Consider the following 20,328-nt stretch of genomic DNA (forward strand, 5'->3'; position numbering starts at 1 on the left):
AAATTTAATGGGTCATTTCACACCTGCTGCAAAGGAAAGGTCCCGTCATGTCGCTCATGTCCAGTCACCGCCGCGTCGGCGTCATTCCTCGTGCCTCGGGGGCGGCAGCGGTCGCCGTGAAGGCGCGGGCAAGTGCATGGGATGTCCCCCTGACCGAAACGCCCGGTGTCATCAGCCTGTTTGTCTGGGGGTGCGAACTGCGCCTGACCGCCGAATCCGACAGCGCAAGGGTCGAGCTTCTGGCCCCCGAACCGCGGCTGATCGGCAACCTGCAGGACAGTGCCTCGGAACTCTTTGCCGAGGCGGGCCTGGAAGTCGCATGGGATCATGTCGACGAAGGCGCGCTTGCGCCGGGTCTTTCGTTGATGACCGTCGCCCGCGTCACATGTCCCACCCCCGGCTTTCTTCGCGTGCGTCTGCGTGGCCCCGAGGCCGAGCGTTTCAGCCGCGACAGCCTGCATTTCCGCCTGTTGCTGCCGCCCTCGGGGCGCGCACCCATCTGGCCACGGATCGGGGCCAATGGACGGACCCTCTGGCCCTCGGGCGAGGATGCGTTGCACCGCCCCGTCTATACGGTGGCCGCGCAGGGGCAGGACTGGCTGGACTTCGACATCTTCCGCCATGACGGCAGCCCGACCTGTGCATGGGCCGAAACGGTCAGCCCCGGGGCAGAGGTCGCGATCATCGGCCCGGGCGGCGGCTGGTGCCCCTCGGGCCCTGCGCTGACGCTGTTCGGGGATCAGACCGCACTCCCGGCCATCGCGCGCATCCTTCAGCTGGCGCCCGACATGGTCGCCGGTCCTGTCCGCGCCTTCATCGATGCGGATGCCGCCGACCTTGGTGCGCTGTCAGGCGATCCACGGGTCGCCATCCGGCGCGATCTGCTGACCGCCCTGCGCGACGTTCAGCTTCCCCAAGGTGGCTTCGTCTGGTTCGCGGGCCGTGCCGCCGACGCCCGCGCCGCCCGCAAGCATCTGGTCGAGCGTGGCATCGCAAAGCGCGACTTCCTTGCGGCGGCCTATTGGGACTGAGCGGCATCGGAACGGTTGCCCCAAGGCGGTTTCGTCCGCAGGATGGCCGTTGAAACACCATGTGATGGCCCAAGCGATGATCCGAGCCCATCTGGCGACCTTTCCCCCGCGGGCGGGGATCCTGATGCAGACCGTCGCCTCGATCCTGCCGCAAGTGGATCGGCTGTGCATCTGCCTGAACGGGTATGACGCCATCCCGGACGCCTTTGCGAAGGATGACCGGATCGAGGCCATGATCCCCGATCGCGACCTGAAGGACGCCGGCAAGTTCGCCTTTCCGCCTGCCGATGACGACATCGTCCTCACCATCGACGATGACATCCTCTATCCGCCCGATTACGTCACCCGCACGATCGCTTTCTTCCGGACGCTTCCCGCCGATCGTCATGTCGTGGGTTATCTGGGCAATGCCTTCGTGATCAAGGATGACAGCGGTCGTCGAGGCTGGAAGAACTGGATGTTCCACAAGCGTGCGCCGCATGTGGTCAAGGTCGACATCCTGGGCACCGGCACGACATGCCAGTTGGGCCGCAACCTGCCTCGGCTGGATCAGATCGAAGATGCCAAGGGTTTTGTCGATCTGCGCCACGCTCGCCATCATGCGCAGGCCGGTCGCTGGATGTGGATCGTCCCGCGCGATGGCGGCTGGCTGACCAGCACCATGACGCAGGACCTGGAGGCGACCGGCCTGTTCCATACCGTCAATCTTGCCCGTCCTCCGGCCATGCAGGATGAATTGCGCGCCCTGATCGCCGGCATCGGTCCGCATTCCGGCGAACAGCTGGCGCGGTTGCGCGCATCGGGACTGCTGCCTGCCTAAATCGTATCGCGTGTCTGTTTCCGCGAACCGAATGTCGCAAATCTGCCAAGACGCGGCCCCATCGGCTTTTACCTTGTGAGGGAATGCCACCGCCAAGCGCCTTGGGAACGATCCGCGCCATGACATACGCACCCTCGACTGCACAGCTGATCGCCGATCGCCTGCCGGACCACGCCCTGCCGCGCGATCTCTATTGCGGGCAACAGGCCTACCGCGATGATCTGGACCTGATCTGGTATCGCGAATGGCTGTTCGCGGGGCCGTCCTGCGAATTGCCGAAGGCCGGCAGCTTCACCACCCTGCAGGTGGGCGAATCGCCGGTGGTGATCACGCGCGGCGACGATGGCCGCCTGCGGGCCTTTCACAACGTCTGCCGGCACCGGGGCCAGCGTCTCTGCGCCAAGGCCAGCGGCAGCAACCCCAAGCTGGTCTGCCCCTATCACCAGTGGACCTACGACCTGACGGGCAAACTGGTCTTTGCGCGCGACATGGGGCCGGATTTCGACGCCTCGAAATACGGGCTGAAGCCGGTGCATTGCGTCGAGCTGGCGGGAATGGTCTTCGTCTGCCTGGCGCAGGTGCCGCCGCCGATCAGCGAGTTTGCCCAGAACGTGATGCGCTATGTCGGCCCCTCGGGGCTGACGGATGCCAAGATCGCCCATTCCAGCACCATCGTCGAGAACGGCAACTGGAAGCTGGTTCTGGAAAACAACCGCGAATGCTATCACTGCGGCGGATCGCACCCCTCGCTGTGCCGCACCTATTCCGACGATCCGCTGATGACGGTGATGGAGGGGCCGAATGCCGCCAGCCCCGAGATCCTGGACCATTGGGCGCGCTGCGACGCGGCCGATCTGCCCGCGCGCTTCGTCAACGATCCGCAGATGCAATGGCGCATGGCCCGCGTGCCGCTGATGGACGATCAGGAAAGCTTCACCATGTCCGGGAAGGCCGCCGTCACCCGTCGCATGGGCAGCATTCCGTGGAATGATGCGGGCAGTCTGATGCTGTATCACTTCCCCTCCAGCTGGAACCACTTCCTGCCCGATCATGCCATCGTCTTCCGCATCCTGCCGATCAGCCCGACCGAGACGCAGGTCACCACCAACTGGCTGGTCCACAAGGACGCGGTCGAGGGCGTGGATTACGACGTCGAGACGCTGACCCGCGTCTGGCTGAACACAAATGACGAGGATCGCCAGGTGGTCGAGGAAAACCAGAAGGGCATCCTCTCGCCCGCCTATCAGCCCGGACCCTATTCCCCCACGCAAGAGGCCGGGGTCATCCATTTCGTCGATTGGTACTGCGGTCTGATGTCCGCCCGCCTTGGAATGCAGCACGCCGCAGAGTGACCCGATGAAAAAGCCCCGCCTGAACTGGAATGCCGAACCCTGGTCCGACGACGAGCATCTGGAATGTGTCATGGTCGTCCCCGAGACCCGCGACACGGCCACCTTCATCTTCCGCGCACCATCGGGGGCCTGGTTCGATTACCAGCCCGGGCAGTTCGTGACGCTGGACCTGCCGGTGCCGGGGGGCAACGTGCAGCGGACCTACACGATCTCGTCCTCGCCATCGCGGCCCTTGTCGATCTCGGTGACGGTCAAGGCACAGGCGACATCGATCGGGACGCGATGGATGCTGGATCACCTGAAGCCGGGCATGCGGCTGAAGGCCTTTGGTCCGGGCGGCATCTTCAGCTTCCACCGGCATCCGGCGCAGAAATACCTGTTCATCTCGGCAGGGTCGGGCATCACGCCGATGATGTCGATGACCACATGGGCCTGGGATCAGGCGCAGAATGCCGACATCACCTTCGTTCATGCGGCACGGCGCCCATCCGACATCATCTTCCGCGAAAGATTGGAGCAGTTCGCCGCCCGCGTGCCGGGCGTCCAGCTGCGCTTCACCATCGAAGAACCCGAGCCCTATATCACCTGGACCGGATACCAAGGCCGCCTGAACCAGCTGATGCTGGGCCTGATGGCGCCCGACTATCTGGAACGAGAGGTTTTCTGCTGCGGTCCTGAACCCTTCATGCAGGCAGTGCGCGACATGCTGATCGCGCTTGGCTACGACATGGACCGCTATCACCAGGAAAGCTTCGGCACGCCCATCGAATCCGAGGCCGAGGCGCCCGTCATCGACGACGTGGCGCCCGACGAGGATGCGCGCGCCCAGGTCACCTTCACCACCAGCGGCGTCACTGCGGCCTGTGCCGAAACCGACACCGTGCTGGCGGTGGCCAAGCGGGCCGGGCTGAACATCCCCTCGGGCTGCACCTTCGGCCTGTGCGGGACCTGCAAGATCCGCAAGACTGCGGGCGATGTGCATATGGTCCACAATGGCGGCATCAGCGACGACGACATCGCCGACGGCTGGATCCTTGCCTGCTGCTCGAACCCGATGGGACGCGTTTCGGTCGAGGTCTGAGCGCCTGCGGCCCTTGTCCTGCAAGCTGCACGGCGACATTGCCGAAGGTGCCTTCGGTAGGCAGCGGCATGGATGAAGCCATCCAATCCGCCTTGTCCGCCCGTTAGGGCATCAACGCCCCCGGAACGCAGACGGGCGACACGTGAGAGTGCCGCCCGTCATGGTCATGCAGATCCGGTCGATCAGATGAATTCGATATGTCCGGCCAAGCCCGAAAGGTCGGTCATGTTCTGGAAGATGATCATGTCGCCGTCGCCGAAGTCCAGCGCTGCCACGCCGTCGACCATCGTGCCATACATGTCGATGACGTCTTCGGCGCTCATCGGGGCATCGAACAGCTTGTTGCTCAGCTGCAGGGTGTCGCTGGCGCCGCCGGTGGTGAAATCGACAAAGGTGTCGCGTCCGCCGCCATCGTGGAAGATGAAGATATCCGCACCCGCGCCGCCGGTCAGCATATCGGCACCTGCGCCACCGTCCAGGATGTCCTTGCCCTGGCCGCCGTCCAGAACGTCGCCGCCCCCGCCGCCGGAAAGGTGGTCGTTGCCTGCGCCGCCCTCAAGACGGTCGGCTCCGTCGCCGCCGAACATCTTGTCGTTGCCGGCACCACCGAACATCTTGTCGTTGCCCTGGCCGCCGAACATCTTGTCGTTGCCATTGCCACCATCGATGACGTCATTGCCGACGCCGCCCGACAGATGATCGTTGCCGTCGTTGCCGCGCACGGTGTCGTCGCCCGAACCACCCAGCACGGTGTCACGGCCTTCACCACCTTCGACCAGGTCGCCACCCGCGCCACCCGAGATGACATCGTCTCCGGCATCGCCCTTCAGATGGTCGCTACCGCCACCACCCTGGATATCGTCATTTCCGTCTCCGCCCTTGATGGTATCGGCGCCGCCGGTACCGACCAGATCGTCGTCATTTGCAGTTCCCAGAATCTCGGCCATGTCTTCCTCCATCGGAAAAAAAGAACTCGTTGAAAAGCCGGACCGACATGGGCCGGCGTCCAGTGACCCCGCCCACGTGGCCGGAGTGGATGTCGAACTGTCAGAAACCGGCAATCGTGAATGCGTCCGCAAACAGAACCGGACAAAGCCCCTCGGCGGTCCCGAATGGGTCCGTTTGAAATTGCACAAGTTTTCTGACATTGCGCCCGACCAACCGATCAGGTGCCCGGACCAAGGTCCTGCAGGACCCGGTCGTGCAGGAACCAAGGTGAACTGCCTTGGCGCCCTGCATGAGTTATTATTAGATAGTTAAAATTATAATGACAACGATAAATACACGGGCGGGTTATTTAATTAAGTTGTTTTTTATATTTATGAATACCGCTCTGGTTGTTTGAATGCGTTTTAAATTAATATGCATCAATCTAGAAGCTTGAAGAGATAGGTGCCATAGCCCGTCTTCTCGAAGAAACGGGCGCGCGAGGCCAGTTCCTCACGGGTGATCCAGCCTGATTCGAAGGCGATCTCCTCGGGGCATCCCGACTGCAGGCCTTGCCGATTTTCCAGCGTCCGGACGAAATTCCCGGCATCCAGCAGGCTTTCATGGGTCCCGGTGTCCAGCCAGGCAAATCCACGCCCCATGCGATCCACATTAAGCTGCCCCTGATCCAGATAGGATTGCAGCAGCGAGGTGATCTCCAGTTCGCCCCGGGCGGAAGGCGTGACCCGGGACGCACGCTCGGGGGCCGTTCCATCCAGGAAATAGAGGCCGGTGACCGCAAAGGACGAGGGCGCGACCTGGGGCTTTTCGATGATGGCGCGCACGCCGCCCTGCGCATCGAAATCGATCACGCCATAGCGCTCGGGGTCGCGGACGTGATAGCCGAAGACCGTCGCGCCGGTCTTGCGCCGGTCCGCCGCCAGCAGCATCGGTGGCAAGCCGTGGCCGAAGAAGATGTTGTCACCCAGCACCATCGCAGAGGGTGCCCCGTCCAGAAATTCGGCCGCCAGCAGATAGGCCTGCGCCAGGCCCTCGGGGCGGGGTTGCACGATATAGGTGAAGCGCAGACCCCATTGACCGCCATCGCCCAGCAGGCGCTGGAACTGGGTCTGATCCTCGGGGGTGGTGATGATGGCGATGTCGCGAATGCCCGCCAGCATCAGCACCGTGATCGGGTAATAGATCATCGGCTTGTCATAGAGCGGCAGCAGCTGCTTCGACACGGCCAGCGTGATCGGATAGAGGCGCGTGCCGCTGCCCCCGGCCAGGATGATGCCCTTGCGGTCGGTCATGTCTGCCTTTCACTGTCCAAGATGCGACCGATGGCTTGGCGCCAGTCGGGCCGTTCGATGCCGAACTCGCGCTGGATGCGGCTGCAGTCCAACCGCGAATTCAGCGGGCGTTTGGCGGGGGTCGGATAATCGGCTGTCGGGATGGGATCGACGCGACAGGCCAGACCGGCCTGTTCGAAGATGCTGGCTGCAAAGCCCGCCCATGAGACGTCGGGGGCGCCCGACAGGTGAAAGATGCCCGCCTTGGCGGGATCGTCCTGCATCATGCGAACCATGCGCAGCAGCGCGGCGGCGATATCTGCAGCCGGGGTCGGACCGCCGAGCTGGTCGTCGACGATTGACAGCCGGTCCCGTGAAGCGCCCAGGTTCAGCATGGTGGTCAGGAAGTTTCGCCCGTGACCGGAAAAGACCCATGAGGTCCGCAGGATGGCCGCCTGACCCCCCTGATCCAACACCGCCCGTTCCCCCGCCAGCTTCGATGCCCCATAGACGTTCAGCGGCCCGGTCGGGTCATCCTCGCAGCGCGGCGCATTGCCTTCGCCTGAAAAGACATAGTCGGATGAGACATGCACGAAGGGTATGCCGCGCATCCGACAGGCCCGCGCCATGGCTGCCGTAGCCTCGGCGTTGATCCGATGGGCCAGTTGCGGTTCGGCCTCGGCCTGATCGACGGCGGTATAGGCGGCGGCATTGATGACCGCGCCCGCACCGTCGATGGCAGCGGCGCAGGCCTGCGGGTCGCTCAGATCCGCCTGATCGCGCCCCAGGAAGCGCGCCTTGGGCGCCAGGCGGGTCAATTCGCGCGCCACCTGTCCCGTGCGGCCGAAGACCAGCAGATCCCGCATCATGCCGTGCCCAATCGCTGGCCCACGCCCTGACGATCCAGCAGGGGGCGCCACCAATCGCGGTTCTGCAGATACCATTCCACCGTCTGCCGCAGTCCCTGATCCAGGGTGACCGAGGGACGCCATCCAAGCTCGGTCCGCATCCGGGTTGGATCGATGGCATAGCGCCTGTCGTGTCCCGGTCTGTCGGGCACGAATTCGATCAGCCTGTCATGCGGCGCACCATCGGGGTTCAACACATCCATATGCGCGCAGATCATAGACACCAGGTCGATGTTGCGGACCTCGGCCTCGCCGCCGATGTTATAGCTGCGACCGGGACGGCCCTGTTTCAGAACGGTCAGCAGGGCATCGGCGTGGTCTTCGACGTGCAACCAGTCGCGGATGTTGCCGCCATCGCCATAGACGGGAATCGGGCGCCCGGCCAGCGCGTTCAGGATGACCACGGGCACCAGCTTTTCGGGGAAATGGTAGGGCCCATAGTTGTTGGAGCAATTGCTGAGGACCACCGGCAGGCCATAGGTTTCATGCCACGCCCGCACCAGGTGGTCCGAGGCGGCCTTGCTGGCGGAATAGGGACTGCGGGGGTCATAGGCGGTGGTTTCGGTGAAGCTGCCCGTCGGGCCGAGGCTGCCGAAGACCTCATCCGTCGAGACATGGTGAAAGCGGAACCCCACGGGTCGCCCCGAGGCGATCCAATAGGCGCGCGCGGCCTGCAGCAGGTTGAAGGTACCCATGATGTTGGTCTGCATGAAGGTCGCGGGACCATCGATCGACCGGTCGACATGGCTTTCGGCGGCCAGATGCATCACCGCATCGGGGCGGTGCTGCGCCAGGATACGGTCCAGCGCCTGCGGGTCGCGGATATCGGCATGTTCGAACGCATAGGCGGGGTCGTCGGCCACGGTAGCGACATTGCGCAGGTTTGCGGCATAGGTCAGCGCATCCAGATTGACCACATGATGCCCCCGCGCGATGGCCAGCCGCACCACGGCCGAGCCGATGAACCCCGCGCCCCCTGTCACCAGCACCTTCATGCGACGTGCCAGTCGAAGGGCGACTGCCAGTCGGCAAAGGCGGGGGCGGCGCGGTCCTTGTCGGACAAGATCGGATCTTCGATCCCCCAATCGATGCCAAGCGAGTTCCATGCCACGGCACCGTCGCAATCGGGGTCATAATGATCGGTGCATTTGTAGACGACCTCGGTGTCGTCCCGGCGCGTGACGAAGCCGTGCAGGAAGCCCGCGGGTATCCACAACTGGCGACCGTTCTCGAAGCTCAGTTCTTCGCCGATCCATTGTCCGAATGTCGGGCTGCCGCGCCGCACGTCCACCGCCACGTCGAACAGCGCGCCGCGACCGCAGCGCACCAGCTTGCCCTGCGCATGGGGGGGCGATTGATAATGCAACCCGCGCAACGTGCCGGCATGGCGTGACAGGGAATGATTGTCCTGGACGAATTCGGGCAGGTGCAGCCCTGCCGCATCAAGGCTGCGGCGGTTCCAGCTTTCACTGAAGAAGCCGCGTGTGTCGCCATGTCGCGCGGGCGTGATGACCACCACGCCCGGCAAGGCTGTCGTCTGGATCTGCATCGTCACCTCTGGCCCGTTTGCCCGGACAGGGTTAGCCACCCCGAAGGCACCCCGTCAATGATCGCGGCCCTGAAGATCACCTTGCGGCGTGTCGTTCGTCGATGCGGGAACGTGGTCGACCAGCATCCAGTCCATCAGGCGACGGGAGACCTCCCCGGCCAGGATCTTGTCCTTGCCCGCGACCTCGACCTCGACCGGCATGAAGTCCAATTCGTCCAGAAGCGCGACGAAACGCTCCATCGCGATGCTGCCCTTGGTCGATTTGACGTTCTTATGCGCCGATTTGAAGATCGCGCGGGCGTCGTCGCTGAACAGGGTCCAGACAAAGCCCGACATCACTTTTCGACGCAGGTCCGGCATCTGCGCCTCGGCATCGCGCAGCGCGGTGACGGCCAGGGTCGGGACATCGTCCATCGTTGGTTCCCGTCCCTCGGCGTGCATGGCGGCAGCGCGGTCGCGGAAGGCGCGGATCGCCAGTTCCCAGAAGAACGGCGCCTCCTCGAGGTGCTTGTTCAGCACGTGCAGGCGTGAGTTGGTGATGCGGTTGTCGGCCACGGCCAGTTGCAGGTGATCGCGGCACAACGTCGGTTGCGGGTTCTTCAGCAGCTCCTCCAGCTCGGCGGCAAGGACGGGCTGGGGAACCTTGTCGGGATGGACCGGCACCGGCTCGTCCGGGGTCAGGTTGCGCAGCAGGTGCGAAAGCTCGGACAGGTCGGGTTCGTCGCGGACCAGGAAATCATCCGGCATGGCGCGCCCCGCGATCAGCGAGACATATCCGATATGGGTCTGCAGGCGCGGGACGTGGCGGTTGCGCTGGCGCGTGTCCTCGGAGGCGGCAAAGGCGCCGCTTTCGGAAAAGTCGAAGTAATGCGCCCTGGTCTTATGCGCCAGGATCGAGCCGACCGACTGGTCATGGCGGTGATCGCGGAAGGCTTCATGCGTCGGGCCGGTTTCGTCGGGTTGGTCGGTCAGGATGCGCGGGTCCTTGCAGTACGCCAACCATTGTTCCAGAAAGTCGAAGCTGGCCTGCGAGGGCATAAACAACAGCGGCCCCGCGCAGACCTGGGCCGCCAGACGCTGTTCATCGGTGTCGGCATCCATCAGCACGAAGGCATCGCGCTTGGTGTAATGCCCCTGGATCTGCCAGTTAGAGATGAAGCCGTGGATGAAGCGCTTGGGCGTCAGGGCGCAAAGCTCGACCGCGGCATGGGGGAAGGCCGGGAACTGGTGGAAGCTGCCCGCGCCATAGCGGCCCGCGTCGTTGTAGATGACGATGTCGTCCGGCCCGACCTCGCGCAGTTTCTGCAAGATGATCCAAGGTTTCCACAGCCAGTAGCCTGCGCCGCGCTCCTGTTCCAGGATGAAGCGGTTCTCCTCCCAGAACGGGGTCTGCTTCAGGTCCTCCTCGGTCACGTGGCGTGCGCTGTCGAAGCCGACCTTCAGGGCCGATGCGCAATAGTCGTCGGCGTTTCGGGCAAAGGGATCGACCCCGTTGGAATAGACCAGGAAATGCGCCTGACCGACCCTGCTGTGACCACGTCTCATAATCTCTTCTCCTGATCGGGTGACGATGGGACCATCGTCGCCGCTACAAGTTTGCCAGCTTCTTGTGGCGCCGCATGTATTGCTTCTTGTCCGGATATCGGACCATCAGCCGTTCCAGAAGGGCGCGCGCCCGATCGACCTGCCCCGCCTCGACCAGCAGATCGGATTTCAGCATTACCAGCGGAGGGTGATCGTCCGCCCATTGCAGCGCCCAGTCAAGGACGGCACCGGCCCCTGCGGCATCGCCAAGCTGCGCCTTCATCTCCGCCAAGGCATGCTGCCTGCGCCAATTCATGGGCGCCAATGACAGGCCGCGTTCCAGGATGCGGACGGCATCCTCGATCCGGCCCGCATCCTGCGCCGCATCCGCGGCCAGGAAATAGACCGACGGGAACTGCAACTGCCCCTCGTCCACGATCTGCACCAGCAGGTCGGCGGCCCCCGCCGCATCGCCCGCGCGCCATTGGAACAGCCCCCGCATGGCGCGGAAGATCGTCACGCCGGGTTCCAGGGCGATGGCCTTGTCCATCGCCGCCAAGGCATCGTCGTGGCGATCCTGTTCATGGCGCAATTCGGCCAGCCGCTTGTGGAACAGCGCGATCTCGGGCTTGGCATCGATGGCTTGCAGCATCAGTTCCTCGGCCAGCGCCAGATCGCCTTCGCGCAGGGCGATCATGCCGGTGAAGCTGTCGAAATGCGGCTTGAGGGCAGGGGACCACGTCCGCCGTTCGAGGATCTTCAGGATCGAACGAAAATGTCCGCGGAACTTGTAGTGACTGCGCAGGTCCGAGCGGGTGAAATCCGGCCATTCCCAGACCATCACCCGGTTGGTCGGGACCATCTTGCCGAATGTCAGGATGCCCGCCTCGACCGGTGCGGTATAGAAATTGCGGATATGGTCGACGATGAAGCGGTTCGGGAACAGCTGTTCGATATGCGTGTCGGTGACCCAGAAGTTGCCGTCGTGGTAATCGCCCTGACCGCGCAGCAGGCCCGCCAAGGCGTTGATCTCGCCCTCGACCGGTTCGTGCCAGAAGGCCGAGGTGATCTGCTCCATCGCCTCGGGCTTGCGTCTCAGCATCAGCAGGGCCAGCCCGTGATACAGCGCGATCTGCGCATAGCTGCGCTGGAAGGTGACGAAGCCGCGGTCCACCGCGGGGCGCAGGTCGCAGATGGCCTGATACTGGCCGTCGAAGAACATCTCGCGGAAGGCCATCGCATAGATGAAGGCGATGTTCAGCCCGGCTTCGATGTGCTGGCGTGCCAGATCCACGAATTCGCCGCGCCGTCCGGTCTTGACCAGATGTTCGCAGGCATAGACCAGGTATTGCCCGATCTCGCCTTCATTGGCGAAAAGTTCGGGCCGGGTCTTCAGGCGGCTGGCCAGAAGGTCCAGCGCGGCATGACGTGCCTCGGGCGTGATATCGGATTCGACATCGCGGAAATCGCCGCCGCCGATGGTCTTGGCGGTCGAACTGAAGGCCGAGGACGGCGGGGCCACGATCAGGTCCGACATCGACATCGCGAATAGTTCCAGCGCGTCCCGCTGCAACTCGGTCAGCCCGGTCGTGTCGGCGACCTTCGAGAATGTCAGCAACTCGGGGAACATGGCGGTATAGCGGTCCAGAACGCTCTGGTTGTCGCTGAACAAGATGGTGCGCGCACCGTCGCCATCCATGTTGGCGCGGATATGGGCCTCGAAGAATTCATCGGGGACGAACTTGTTGGGCCATGCGCGGTTCATCGCCCGCAGGTCGCTGGTCAGATCGCCGCGCCGGATGTGATAGGCCACAGTCCGCCGCCCGTCGTCGCGCAGCTTGGCGCCAAGCGCCCGCAGATGCTGCGCCAGAACGGGGTTCAGCGGCACGCTGGCCACGACTTCGCGGAACGTTCGGTTGACCTCGTCCTGATCCTCGAAGGGCATCTTCAGCACGTCGAAGGGCGGGTCCAGCAGGACGTGCATGCCACCGCGCAGGTTCTCCATGAACTGCTCGCGCGAGGCGCTCTGGATGACGGTGCCGATGGCCGTCGCGTTGCGCTTCATCTCCTGATAGGTCGGCTTGTCGATGAAATGGTCGCGGACGAAATCCTTGTCGAACAGCTCGGTCCCGTCGCCAAGGCCGTCGCTGTCACGCCAGTGGACCACGAAGGGCAGGTCGAAGCTGCGCGCGAACCGCATGGTGTTCAGCAGCGCGATCAGCCGCCCCCCCATCCGGTCGGCGCGAAAGGCGATCAGCTTGCCGTGGGTCTCCGCCATCGTCATCAACCCGCGCGGTTTTCAAGAAACCACTGATAGGTTTCCGCCACACCGCGTTCCAGATCGACCTGCGGCTTCCAGCCCATCGCCATCAGCTTGTCCGAAGACATCAGCTTGCGCATGGTCCCGTCGGGCCGGGTCAGGTCGTTTTCGATGCGCCCCTGGTATCCCGTCACACGCGCCACCATCTGCGCCAGTTCGCCGATGGCGATATCGGTGCCGCTGCCGACGTTCAGATGCGACAGCATCGGATCGGTATTGGCCTGATAGGTGTCGCGGTCCATGTCGAAGACGAAGAGCGAGGCCCGCGCCATGTCGTCCACATGCAGGAATTCGCGGCGCGGCGTGCCCGTGCCCCACATGACGACCTCGGGCAGGTTCTTTTCGCGCGCCTCGTGGAAGCGGCGGATCAGGGCGGGCATGACATGGCTGTTCTCGGGGTCGAAGTTGTCGCCCGGGCCATAGAGGTTCGAGGGCATGACCGACCGGAAATCGGTGCCATACTGCCGGTTGTAGCTTTCGCACAGCTTGATCCCCGCGATCTTGGCGATCGCATAGGGTTCGTTCGTCGGTTCCAGGATGCCGGTCAGCAGCGCATCCTCGCGGATGGGCTGGGGCGCTTCGCGCGGATAGATGCAGCTGGAGCCCAGCTGCAGCAGGCGCGTCACCCCGGCGGCGTAGGCCTCGTGGATGACGTTGCATTCGATCATCAGGTTCTTGTGGATGAATTCGGCCGGATAGGTGTTGTTGGCATGGATGCCGCCCACCTTGGCCGCCGCAAGAATGACCGCATCTGGCCGTTCGGTCGCCATGAAGTCGCGCACCGCCGCCTGTTCGGTCAGGTCCAACTCGCTGCTGGTGCGGGTGATCAGCTCCAGCGGTTCACCCGCGTCGCGCCGTGCCTGCAACTGGCGCAGGATGGCGCTGCCGACCATGCCCCGATGACCTGCCACGAAGATCCGTGTCATGTCGAACCTCAGCTTTCCTGATAGAGGGGAATGTCATAGCCATGCGTCTTCAGCAGGGCATGACGACGTGCGGCTTTCAGATCCTCCGCCACCATCTCCTCGCACATCTGCTGGGTGGTGATCTGCGGGGTCCAGCCCAGCTTTTCGCGCGCCTTGGTGGGATCGCCCAGCAGGGTCTCGACCTCGGTCGGGCGGAAATAGCGCGGATCGACGCGCACGATCACCTGTCCTGCGGTGACACCGGGGGCATCGTCACCGACGACGGAGTCGACGATGCCAACCTCGGCCTCGTTCTGGCCGTCAAATCGCAAGGTGATGCCGACCTGCGCCGCCGACCATTCGATGAACTGGCGCACCGAATATTGCACGCCCGTCGCGATGACGAAATCTTCGGGCTCGTCCTGCTGCAGCATCATCCACTGCATGCGGACATAGTCCTTGGCATGCCCCCAGTCCCGCAGCGCATCCATGTTGCCCATGTAAAGGCAATCTTCCAGCCCCTGGGCGATATTGGCGATGCCGCGGGTGATCTTGCGGGTCACGAAGGTCTCGCCCCGGCGGGGGGACTCGTGGTTGAACAGGATGCCGTTGCAGGCATAGATGCCATAGGCCTCGCGATAGTTTACCGCGATCCAATAGGCATACATCTTGGCCACCGCATAGGGCGATCGGGGATAGAAGGGCGTCGTCTCGCGCTGCGGAATTTCCTGGACCTTGCCGTAAAGCTCGGATGTCGAGGCCTGATAGAACTTGGTCTTGTCTTCCAGCTTCAGAAACCGGATCGCTTCCAGGATCCGCAGCGTGCCAAGCGCATCGACGTTGGCGGTATATTCCGGCGTCTCGAAGCTGACGGCGACATGGGATTGGGCGCCGAGGTTGTAGACCTCGTCGGGGCGGACGGCTTCCATGATGCGCATGACCGAGGATGTGTCGCCCAGATCCCCGTAGTGCAGGAACATCCGCGCATCTTCGGCATGAGGGTCCTGATAGATGTGGTCGATGCGCTGCGTGTTCAGCGATGAGGACCGGCGCTTGATGCCATGGACCTCATAGCCCTTTTCCATCAGCAGCTCAGCCAGATAGGATCCGTCCTGACCTGTGATCCCGGTGATAAGCGCCCGTTTTGTCATCCAAATCCCTCATTTGCACACACATACTGGCCATCGCTTGAAAGGCCGCCCGTTCTTTCCGGTTTACGTCACGTCCCGGCGGTTGTCCAAGTCTCAAGTGCGCAGTCTTGTGATTGATGAGGCAGCTTGCACGAATATCGTGAAGGTTCGCTGAACGGCCACAGGAAGACGGCAATTCGCAAGGCATCCGGTCGCCATCTTCGCGCCAAACAACGGATGCCCGAGAGTATCAGCCCAGAATCACCCGATGCTCGGCCTGACCCTTGCCGTCCAGGGGAACGGCGAAGGTGCACCCGTCGTGGGGACCGGGGCTGTCCATGCCTTGGGTAGCCGACGTCGCGAACAGGGTATCCAGTTCTGGACCCCCGATCGCGGGGCAGGACACATGCGCCGCGGGCAGCATCACTGCCCGGTCGAACCGACCTTGCGCGTCATAGCGTGCGACACGGCTTGCCCCCCATTGGGCCGACCACAGCCCGCCCTCCGCGTCCATCACCGCGCCATCGGGGTTCAGCCCCTCGGCACGCAGATCGATGAAGGGTTCGGCCTCGCCGACGGGCCATCCATCGGCGTCCAGCCGGACGCGCATGATCACGCCCTTGGCCGTATCGGTGAAGCAGGCCGCATCGCCCGAGGGCGCAAAGCAGATGGCATTGGTGATGGTGATGTCGCCGAACAGCTTGCACAGCTCTCCCCTATGGAAGCGCCAGATCGAGCCCGCACCCTCTTCGGCATTCAGCCCCATCGTGCCGATCCAGAAACCGCCCTGAGGATCGGCACGCCCATCGTTGGAACGGGTGACGGGGTTGTCAGCCTCCAGCGGGGTCAGATCCTGCCGCGATCCATCGCGCAGGTCGAACAGCATCAATGCCCGCGACGATGCCACGATCAGCCGGTCCGCATCCACGATCCCCGCGGCCGAGACATGGTCGTCGAAGTCCCAGTGCCGGCGCGTGCCATCCAAGGGCTTCAGATACATGCGCCTGGAGAGGATATCGAACCAGATCAGCGCGTTCAGGTCGGAATGCCACAAGGCACCCTCGCCCAAGGCGCAGGGGGTGTCGTCGAAGATCATGCCACCACCCCGTCCCATGCCGCGACCATCGCGCGGGCCTTGGCGGTGACAGCTGCCGCGTCATCGCCCGGCTTGTAGAGCGACGACCCGATGCCAAAGCCCGCGGCCCCCGCCTGATGCCATTCGCCCATGTTTTCGGCGGACACGCCGCCCACTGCCCACATCGCGGTCCTCGCGGGCAGGATCGCCCGCATCGCGCGCAGCCCCTTGGGGCCGATCAATTCGCCCGGGAAAAGCTTCAGCCCCGAGGCGCCCGCATTCAGCGCCACGAAAGCCTCGGAAGGGGTCATGATGCCCGGAAAGCTGTCCATGCCCGCCGCACGCGTGGCGCGGATGACGTCGGCGTCGCAATTGGGCGACAGCACCATCCGCCCGCCCGCATCGACCACCGATTGCACCTGCGCAGGCGTCAGCACCGTGCCCGCACCGATGGTCGCGACATCGCCGAAGTCGCGTGCCAGCAGGGCGATGCTGTCCAAGGGATCGGGCGAGTTCAGCGGAACCTCGATGCGGGTAATGCCGGCCTCGATCAGGGCATGGGCGATGGCGGGGGCCTCGGGCGGGGTCAGGCCGCGCAGGATGGCGATCAGGGGGCGGGACATGGCGGGGCCTTTCGGTCAGTTTGACTTGAAGTGCTGATATGCGGCGGCAAGACCGGCAAGGGTCGCATCCTCGACCGACATCATGGCGGCTGGCACGCCCTGCGCCCTCAGCGCCTGTTCATAGAGCGAGGACAGCGCCGGCGCGCCGATGATAGTAACGTCGCAGCCCAGCCACCAAGGCTTGGCCGCGGCCAGTTCCCACCCGATCAGCGTGCCCGACAGACGGGCACGGGCGACCGCTGGCGCCAACCCCTGCAGCAGCGATTCCGCGCGCAGCTGGAACAACCCGCCATAGCCGCGTTCGGGGCGGGCCATCGCGTCGGACAGTGCGGCGATGAAGGCGTCTTGGTCGCAGTCTTCGCCGCCGACCGAATGGCGCAGCACAGATTGGCCCGCGATCAGGGCGAACAGTTCGCCGGTCATAAGGCTTTTGAAGTTGCAGATCTCGCCCGCCGAGATGCGCACCCATTTCGTATGGGTGCCGGGCAGGCAGGCGATGCCGTCGAAATCGGGTGTCATCGCCAGAAGACCCGCGATCTGCGTCTCCTCGCCGCGCATCACGTCGGCGGGGCTGTCCTGACGGATGCCGCAGACGATGCGGACGGGCCGCCCGCCCGGATCGCCGGGGACGGCGACCATGCGAGGCGTTGCGGGGCAGGGGACGGGGGCATAGGGCGCCTCGACCCATCCCTGGCGCGAACCGACCATGCCGCTGGCGACGACGGGGACAGCGGGCCAGCCTTGGGTCGCCTGGTCAAGCACGGTGGCGAAATCGTCAGGCCCCAGCACGCCCATCCCCCGGTCCGAGGTCCGTCGTTCCACCACCTTGCGGCCCGACATGGCCCAGAGGCGCAGGTTCGTCGTGCCCCAATCGGCGGCAATCCAGTCTATCTCGGCAGTCACAAACGCATTCCTTCAATCACGGCGACGGTCTGCGGGAAGGCGGGCGGCAGGGCAACCCCCTGCGCCATCAGCGCCGCGCCGGTCAGTGTCACATCGCCCCGGCTGATCGCCGTATGGGACGTATGATGCCCAATCGGCTTTTCAATCATCCGCAGCCGGTAGCGCGCCTTGGGATCAAGCCCCGTCAGGCGCAGCGCAGGCGGCTGGAGGGCCGCGGGGCTTTCCAAGGTCGCGGCAAAGATCACCAGCCGCGATCCATCCGCCGCCATCTGCATCTCGGCCAGCGCCCCTTGGGGCCGGTCCAGCCGCCAGATGTCGCCCGCCAGCATCCAGTCGCGGTTGGCCTTCCACCAAGTCGTGACGCGGGTCAGGGTCTGGGCCTCTGGCTCGGTCAGTTCGCGGGGGTCCATCTCGAAGCCCATGTGCCGTTGGGCGGCGGTCCAGGCACGCAGCGCCATCGGCAGCACCCGCCCCGAGGTGTGGCATTCGCGCGGCCCCACATGGCTGCCCGTGGCGATCGCGGGCAGGAAGCACGCCGCCTGATGCTGGATGCGCAGGCGTTCCAGCGCGTCGTTGCTGTCGGACAGCCAGACCCGCGGGCAGCGGGCCAGGATGCCCGCGTCGATACGCCCCCCGCCCGAGGCGCAGCTTTCGATCTCGACCTGCGGATGGGCGGCACGCAGCCGGTCCAGCAGGTCATAGACGCCGCGCGTCTGACCCGCATCGGGGAAGGGCGTCAGGCGGTTGTGGTCCCATTTGACATAGTCGATGTCCCAATCGCGCAGGATCGCGTTCAACCGCGCGAACAAGTGGTCGCGCACATCGTCGCGCGTCATGTCCAGATGCAGCTGGTTGCGGCCCCGGATCTGATCGGCAGGTCCCAGCACCCAATCGGGATGGGCGCGATAAAGGTCGCTGTCCTCGTTGATCATCTCGGGCTCGACCCAGAGGCCGAAGCGCATGCCCAGTTCCTGTACCCGGTCGATCAGCGGCTGGAAGCCATGGGGATGCTTGCGCGGATCGATCTGCCAATCGCCAAGCGAGGTCGTGTCATCGTCGCGCCGCCCGAACCAGCCGTCGTCCAGCACGAAGCGTTCCGCCCCAAGCGCCGCCGCGCGGGCGGCGATTTCGGCCAGTTCTTCGGCGTCGTGGCGGAAATAGATCGCCTCCCACCCGTTGTAATGGACGGGGCGGGGCTGGCGGGCATGGGGCAGGCGGTCGCGGATGGCGCGCTGGAACGGGATGGACACGCTGTTCAGCCCCGCATCGCCTCGCGCCAGCAGCATCTCGGCGCTGTCGAAGCGGGTGGCGGCGGCGCGTTCCGACCCCGAGGCATAGCCCAGCTGGATCTGGCGGCGCCCCTCGGGCAGGGCCTCGACCACCATGCGGTGACCGCCCGACCAGCCGTAATGCAGGGCCATCACGTCGCCCCGCGTATGGGTCGTGCCATGGGTGGCCAGCCACAGATGCGGGGGGTGTTCATGCCCCGACCGGCCCGTCCGGGCGTCGCGGATGCGGGTGCCGTGGTCCAGATCGCTGGTCACGGGCTGGAATTCGCGCGTCCATCGGCCCGCCAGCTCGGTCAGCTGGTCCATATGCGGCGGGACGGGCAGGGCGGCAGCGGCCAGCCAATGCAGGCGGATCGGGCGATCGGCGGTCAGGCTGGCGGTGATGGCGACCAATCCGTGCGGTTGCGGTCGGATGCGGTGGGTCAGGGTCAGCCCGTCTGCCGCGTGAACCAGTGTCAGCCCATCGTCCTGATCGGCGGATTGCAGCGCCCATGCGGGTTCCAGGGGCGTGCCATCGGTGTCGAACGCCACCAGCCCCGGCTGGCCCGGAAAGCTGCGCCGCTCCTCGGGCAGCAGCGAGAGGGGCGGCAGTTCGTCCAGCATGCCGCCAGTGATGCCACCCGCACCCGCCGCCACCAGATCGCCCGGATCCTGATCGGCGGGCAGGGGCGCGCCCCAGTAATGGCAGCAGGCCATCCCACCATCGCTGCCAAAGACCAGGGTCTGGGCGTCGGTGTCGATGCGCCAAACCCTCATTTCACCGCACCCAAGGTCAGACCGGCGATGAAATGGCGCTGCATCAGGAAGAACATCAGGACCGGAGGCATGGCGGCCAGGATCGACCCCGCCGAGACCAGATGCCAGGCCGCGACCCATTGGCCGTTCAGGCTGTTCAGGCCTGCGGTAATGGGCTGCGTCTCGGCGCCCGTGGTCAGCACCATCGCCCAGAAGTAATCGTTCCAGATGAAGGTGAAGACAAGCACCGACAGCGCCGCGATGGCCGGGCGGACCAGCGGCAGGACGATGTGCCAGAAGATCTGCCATTCGTTGACGCCCTCGACACGCGCAGCCTCGATCAGCTCGCGCGGCAGGGCCTTGATGAAGTTGCGCATGAACAGCGTGCAGAACCCCGTCTGAAAGGCGATATGGAACAGCGCCAGCCCGGTGACGGTGTTGTAGAGACCCATGTTCACCGTCAGGTCGCGCACCGGCACCATCAGGATCTGGAAGGGCACGAAGTTGCCCGCCACGAACATGAAGAACACCACCAGCGACAGCCGGAACTTGTAGACCGCCAGCGCATAGCCCGTCAGGCAGGACAGGCCGACCGCGCCGATCACCGTGGGAATGGTGATGCGGAAGCTGTTCAGCAGGTATTGCGCGATGGGCGAATTGCGGAAGACGTCGGCATAATTCTCGAAGGCGATGCGGGACGGGATGCCGAAGTAATTGCCGGCGGCCAGATCGCCCGAGGGACGCAGCGAGGTCAGCGCCACCCCCAGCAGGGGCAGAAGCCACAGCACAAGCATGATCGGCAGTGCGATCTTGTAGCTGCGCTGAAAGGCGGGGGACATGGTCTGGATGGGACGGGGGAACATC

General features: G+C 64.6%; 18 protein-coding genes. 4 read left to right on the forward strand and 14 right to left on the reverse strand.

All coding sequences use genetic code 11. The annotated features are described in order from the left end of the window. Positions 1 to 47: 47 nt before the first annotated feature. The 4 genes from DDE75_RS13935 (at position 48) to DDE75_RS13950 (ending at position 4,284) form a co-directional block, all read left to right on the forward strand. Positions 48 to 1,031, forward strand: a complete 984-nt coding sequence (locus DDE75_RS13935) for a siderophore-interacting protein (protein ID WP_108503002.1) — start codon at positions 48 to 50, stop codon at positions 1,029 to 1,031. A gap of 64 nt (positions 1,032 to 1,095) precedes the next feature. Further along, entirely contained in the window at positions 1,096 to 1,851 is a 756-nt protein-coding gene (locus DDE75_RS13940; RefSeq protein WP_108503003.1) for a glycosyltransferase family protein, read from the forward strand. A 119-nt stretch (positions 1,852 to 1,970) separates the two neighbouring features. Next, on the forward strand, positions 1,971 to 3,203 hold the full coding sequence (locus DDE75_RS13945) for an aromatic ring-hydroxylating oxygenase subunit alpha (RefSeq protein WP_108503004.1): 1,233 nt from the start codon (positions 1,971 to 1,973) through the stop codon (positions 3,201 to 3,203). Between the two features lie 4 nt (positions 3,204 to 3,207). After that, positions 3,208 to 4,284 carry an FAD-binding oxidoreductase gene (locus tag DDE75_RS13950; protein ID WP_108503005.1) on the forward strand — a complete coding sequence of 359 codons (1,077 nt, stop codon included), beginning with the start codon at positions 3,208 to 3,210 and terminating at the stop codon, positions 4,282 to 4,284. A 182-nt stretch (positions 4,285 to 4,466) separates the two neighbouring features. Here the strand turns inward: DDE75_RS13950 and DDE75_RS17775 are convergent, their stop codons facing one another. From DDE75_RS17775 to DDE75_RS14020, 14 genes are all read right to left on the reverse strand, one after another. Then, a complete protein-coding gene (locus DDE75_RS17775; protein ID WP_108503055.1) occupies positions 4,467 to 5,231 on the reverse strand; it encodes a calcium-binding protein in 765 nt (254 codons plus the stop codon). Positions 5,232 to 5,651: 420 nt separating this feature from the next. Then, on the reverse strand, positions 5,652 to 6,524 hold the full coding sequence (gene rfbA, locus DDE75_RS13960; RefSeq protein WP_108503006.1) for a glucose-1-phosphate thymidylyltransferase RfbA: 873 nt from the start codon (positions 6,522 to 6,524) through the stop codon (positions 5,652 to 5,654). Further along, positions 6,521 to 7,369, reverse strand: coding sequence for a dTDP-4-dehydrorhamnose reductase (rfbD, locus tag DDE75_RS13965; protein ID WP_108503056.1), 849 nt, complete (start codon positions 7,367 to 7,369; stop codon positions 6,521 to 6,523). The genes rfbA and rfbD overlap by 4 nt, the downstream gene beginning before the upstream one ends. Beyond that, positions 7,369 to 8,406, reverse strand: coding sequence for a dTDP-glucose 4,6-dehydratase (gene rfbB / locus DDE75_RS13970; protein ID WP_108503007.1), 1,038 nt, complete (start codon positions 8,404 to 8,406; stop codon positions 7,369 to 7,371). Before rfbB ends, rfbD begins: the two co-directional genes overlap by 1 nt. After that, positions 8,403 to 8,960: a dTDP-4-dehydrorhamnose 3,5-epimerase gene (gene rfbC / locus DDE75_RS13975; RefSeq protein ID WP_108503008.1), complete on the reverse strand. Its 558-nt coding sequence runs from the start codon at positions 8,958 to 8,960 to the stop codon at positions 8,403 to 8,405. The genes rfbB and rfbC overlap by 4 nt, the downstream gene beginning before the upstream one ends. Positions 8,961 to 9,014: 54 nt before the next feature. Continuing rightward, positions 9,015 to 10,505, reverse strand: a complete 1,491-nt coding sequence (locus DDE75_RS13980; protein ID WP_108503009.1) for a hypothetical protein — start codon at positions 10,503 to 10,505, stop codon at positions 9,015 to 9,017. Positions 10,506 to 10,548: 43 nt separating this feature from the next. Next, positions 10,549 to 12,768, reverse strand: a complete 2,220-nt coding sequence (locus DDE75_RS13985) for a tetratricopeptide repeat protein (protein ID WP_108503010.1) — start codon at positions 12,766 to 12,768, stop codon at positions 10,549 to 10,551. After that, a complete protein-coding gene (fcl, locus tag DDE75_RS13990) occupies positions 12,768 to 13,730 on the reverse strand; it encodes a GDP-L-fucose synthase (protein WP_108503011.1) in 963 nt (320 codons plus the stop codon). The genes DDE75_RS13985 and fcl overlap by 1 nt, the downstream gene beginning before the upstream one ends. Before the next feature lie 8 nt (positions 13,731 to 13,738). Continuing rightward, positions 13,739 to 14,860: a GDP-mannose 4,6-dehydratase gene (gene gmd, locus DDE75_RS13995; protein WP_108503012.1), complete on the reverse strand. Its 1,122-nt coding sequence runs from the start codon at positions 14,858 to 14,860 to the stop codon at positions 13,739 to 13,741. 229 nt (positions 14,861 to 15,089) lie between these two features. Further along, positions 15,090 to 15,935, reverse strand: a complete 846-nt coding sequence (locus DDE75_RS14000) for an SMP-30/gluconolactonase/LRE family protein (protein ID WP_108503013.1) — start codon at positions 15,933 to 15,935, stop codon at positions 15,090 to 15,092. Further along, complete coding sequence (locus DDE75_RS14005) at positions 15,932 to 16,537, reverse strand: 2-dehydro-3-deoxy-6-phosphogalactonate aldolase (RefSeq protein ID WP_108503014.1); 606 nt, start codon at positions 16,535 to 16,537, stop codon at positions 15,932 to 15,934. Before DDE75_RS14005 ends, DDE75_RS14000 begins: the two co-directional genes overlap by 4 nt. A gap of 15 nt (positions 16,538 to 16,552) precedes the next feature. After that, the gene (locus tag DDE75_RS14010) at positions 16,553 to 17,440 is read right to left on the reverse strand and encodes a 2-dehydro-3-deoxygalactonokinase (protein ID WP_108503015.1); all 888 of its coding nucleotides are present in this window, start codon (positions 17,438 to 17,440) and stop codon (positions 16,553 to 16,555) included. After that, on the reverse strand, positions 17,437 to 19,485 hold the full coding sequence (locus DDE75_RS14015) for an alpha-galactosidase (RefSeq protein WP_108503016.1): 2,049 nt from the start codon (positions 19,483 to 19,485) through the stop codon (positions 17,437 to 17,439). The genes DDE75_RS14010 and DDE75_RS14015 overlap by 4 nt, the downstream gene beginning before the upstream one ends. Continuing rightward, a complete protein-coding gene (locus DDE75_RS14020) occupies positions 19,482 to 20,327 on the reverse strand; it encodes a carbohydrate ABC transporter permease (protein ID WP_108503017.1) in 846 nt (281 codons plus the stop codon). The genes DDE75_RS14015 and DDE75_RS14020 overlap by 4 nt, the downstream gene beginning before the upstream one ends. Between the last annotated feature and the right edge of the window lies 1 nt (position 20,328).

Origin of the sequence: Paracoccus indicus (assembly GCF_003056335.1) — a bacterium.
GTDB classification, from domain to species: Bacteria; Pseudomonadota; Alphaproteobacteria; order Rhodobacterales; family Rhodobacteraceae; genus Paracoccus; species Paracoccus indicus.

Bases quoted from the DNA above. Each gene is read 5' to 3' on its own strand.
- DDE75_RS14015 (WP_108503016.1), bottom strand. From the start codon at position 19,485: ATGAGGGTTTGGCGCATCGACACCGACGCCCAGACCCTGGTCTTTGGC.
- DDE75_RS13980 (WP_108503009.1), bottom strand. From the start codon at position 10,505: ATGAGACGTGGTCACAGCAGGGTCGGTCAGGCGCATTTCCTGGTCTAT.
- DDE75_RS13950 (WP_108503005.1), top strand. From the start codon at position 3,208: ATGAAAAAGCCCCGCCTGAACTGGAATGCCGAACCCTGGTCCGACGAC.
- rfbC (WP_108503008.1), bottom strand. From the start codon at position 8,960: ATGCAGATCCAGACGACAGCCTTGCCGGGCGTGGTGGTCATCACGCCC.
- fcl (WP_108503011.1), bottom strand. From the start codon at position 13,730: ATGACACGGATCTTCGTGGCAGGTCATCGGGGCATGGTCGGCAGCGCC.
- DDE75_RS13940 (WP_108503003.1), top strand. From the start codon at position 1,096: ATGGCCCAAGCGATGATCCGAGCCCATCTGGCGACCTTTCCCCCGCGG.
- rfbA (WP_108503006.1), bottom strand. From the start codon at position 6,524: ATGACCGACCGCAAGGGCATCATCCTGGCCGGGGGCAGCGGCACGCGC.
- DDE75_RS13935 (WP_108503002.1), top strand. From the start codon at position 48: ATGTCGCTCATGTCCAGTCACCGCCGCGTCGGCGTCATTCCTCGTGCC.
- DDE75_RS14000 (WP_108503013.1), bottom strand. From the start codon at position 15,935: ATGATCTTCGACGACACCCCCTGCGCCTTGGGCGAGGGTGCCTTGTGG.
- DDE75_RS17775 (WP_108503055.1), bottom strand. From the start codon at position 5,231: ATGGCCGAGATTCTGGGAACTGCAAATGACGACGATCTGGTCGGTACC.
- rfbD (WP_108503056.1), bottom strand. From the start codon at position 7,369: ATGCGGGATCTGCTGGTCTTCGGCCGCACGGGACAGGTGGCGCGCGAA.
- rfbB (WP_108503007.1), bottom strand. From the start codon at position 8,406: ATGAAGGTGCTGGTGACAGGGGGCGCGGGGTTCATCGGCTCGGCCGTG.
- DDE75_RS14020 (WP_108503017.1), bottom strand. From the start codon at position 20,327: ATGTTCCCCCGTCCCATCCAGACCATGTCCCCCGCCTTTCAGCGCAGC.
- DDE75_RS14005 (WP_108503014.1), bottom strand. From the start codon at position 16,537: ATGTCCCGCCCCCTGATCGCCATCCTGCGCGGCCTGACCCCGCCCGAG.
- DDE75_RS13945 (WP_108503004.1), top strand. From the start codon at position 1,971: ATGACATACGCACCCTCGACTGCACAGCTGATCGCCGATCGCCTGCCG.
- gmd (WP_108503012.1), bottom strand. From the start codon at position 14,860: ATGACAAAACGGGCGCTTATCACCGGGATCACAGGTCAGGACGGATCC.
- DDE75_RS13985 (WP_108503010.1), bottom strand. From the start codon at position 12,768: ATGACGATGGCGGAGACCCACGGCAAGCTGATCGCCTTTCGCGCCGAC.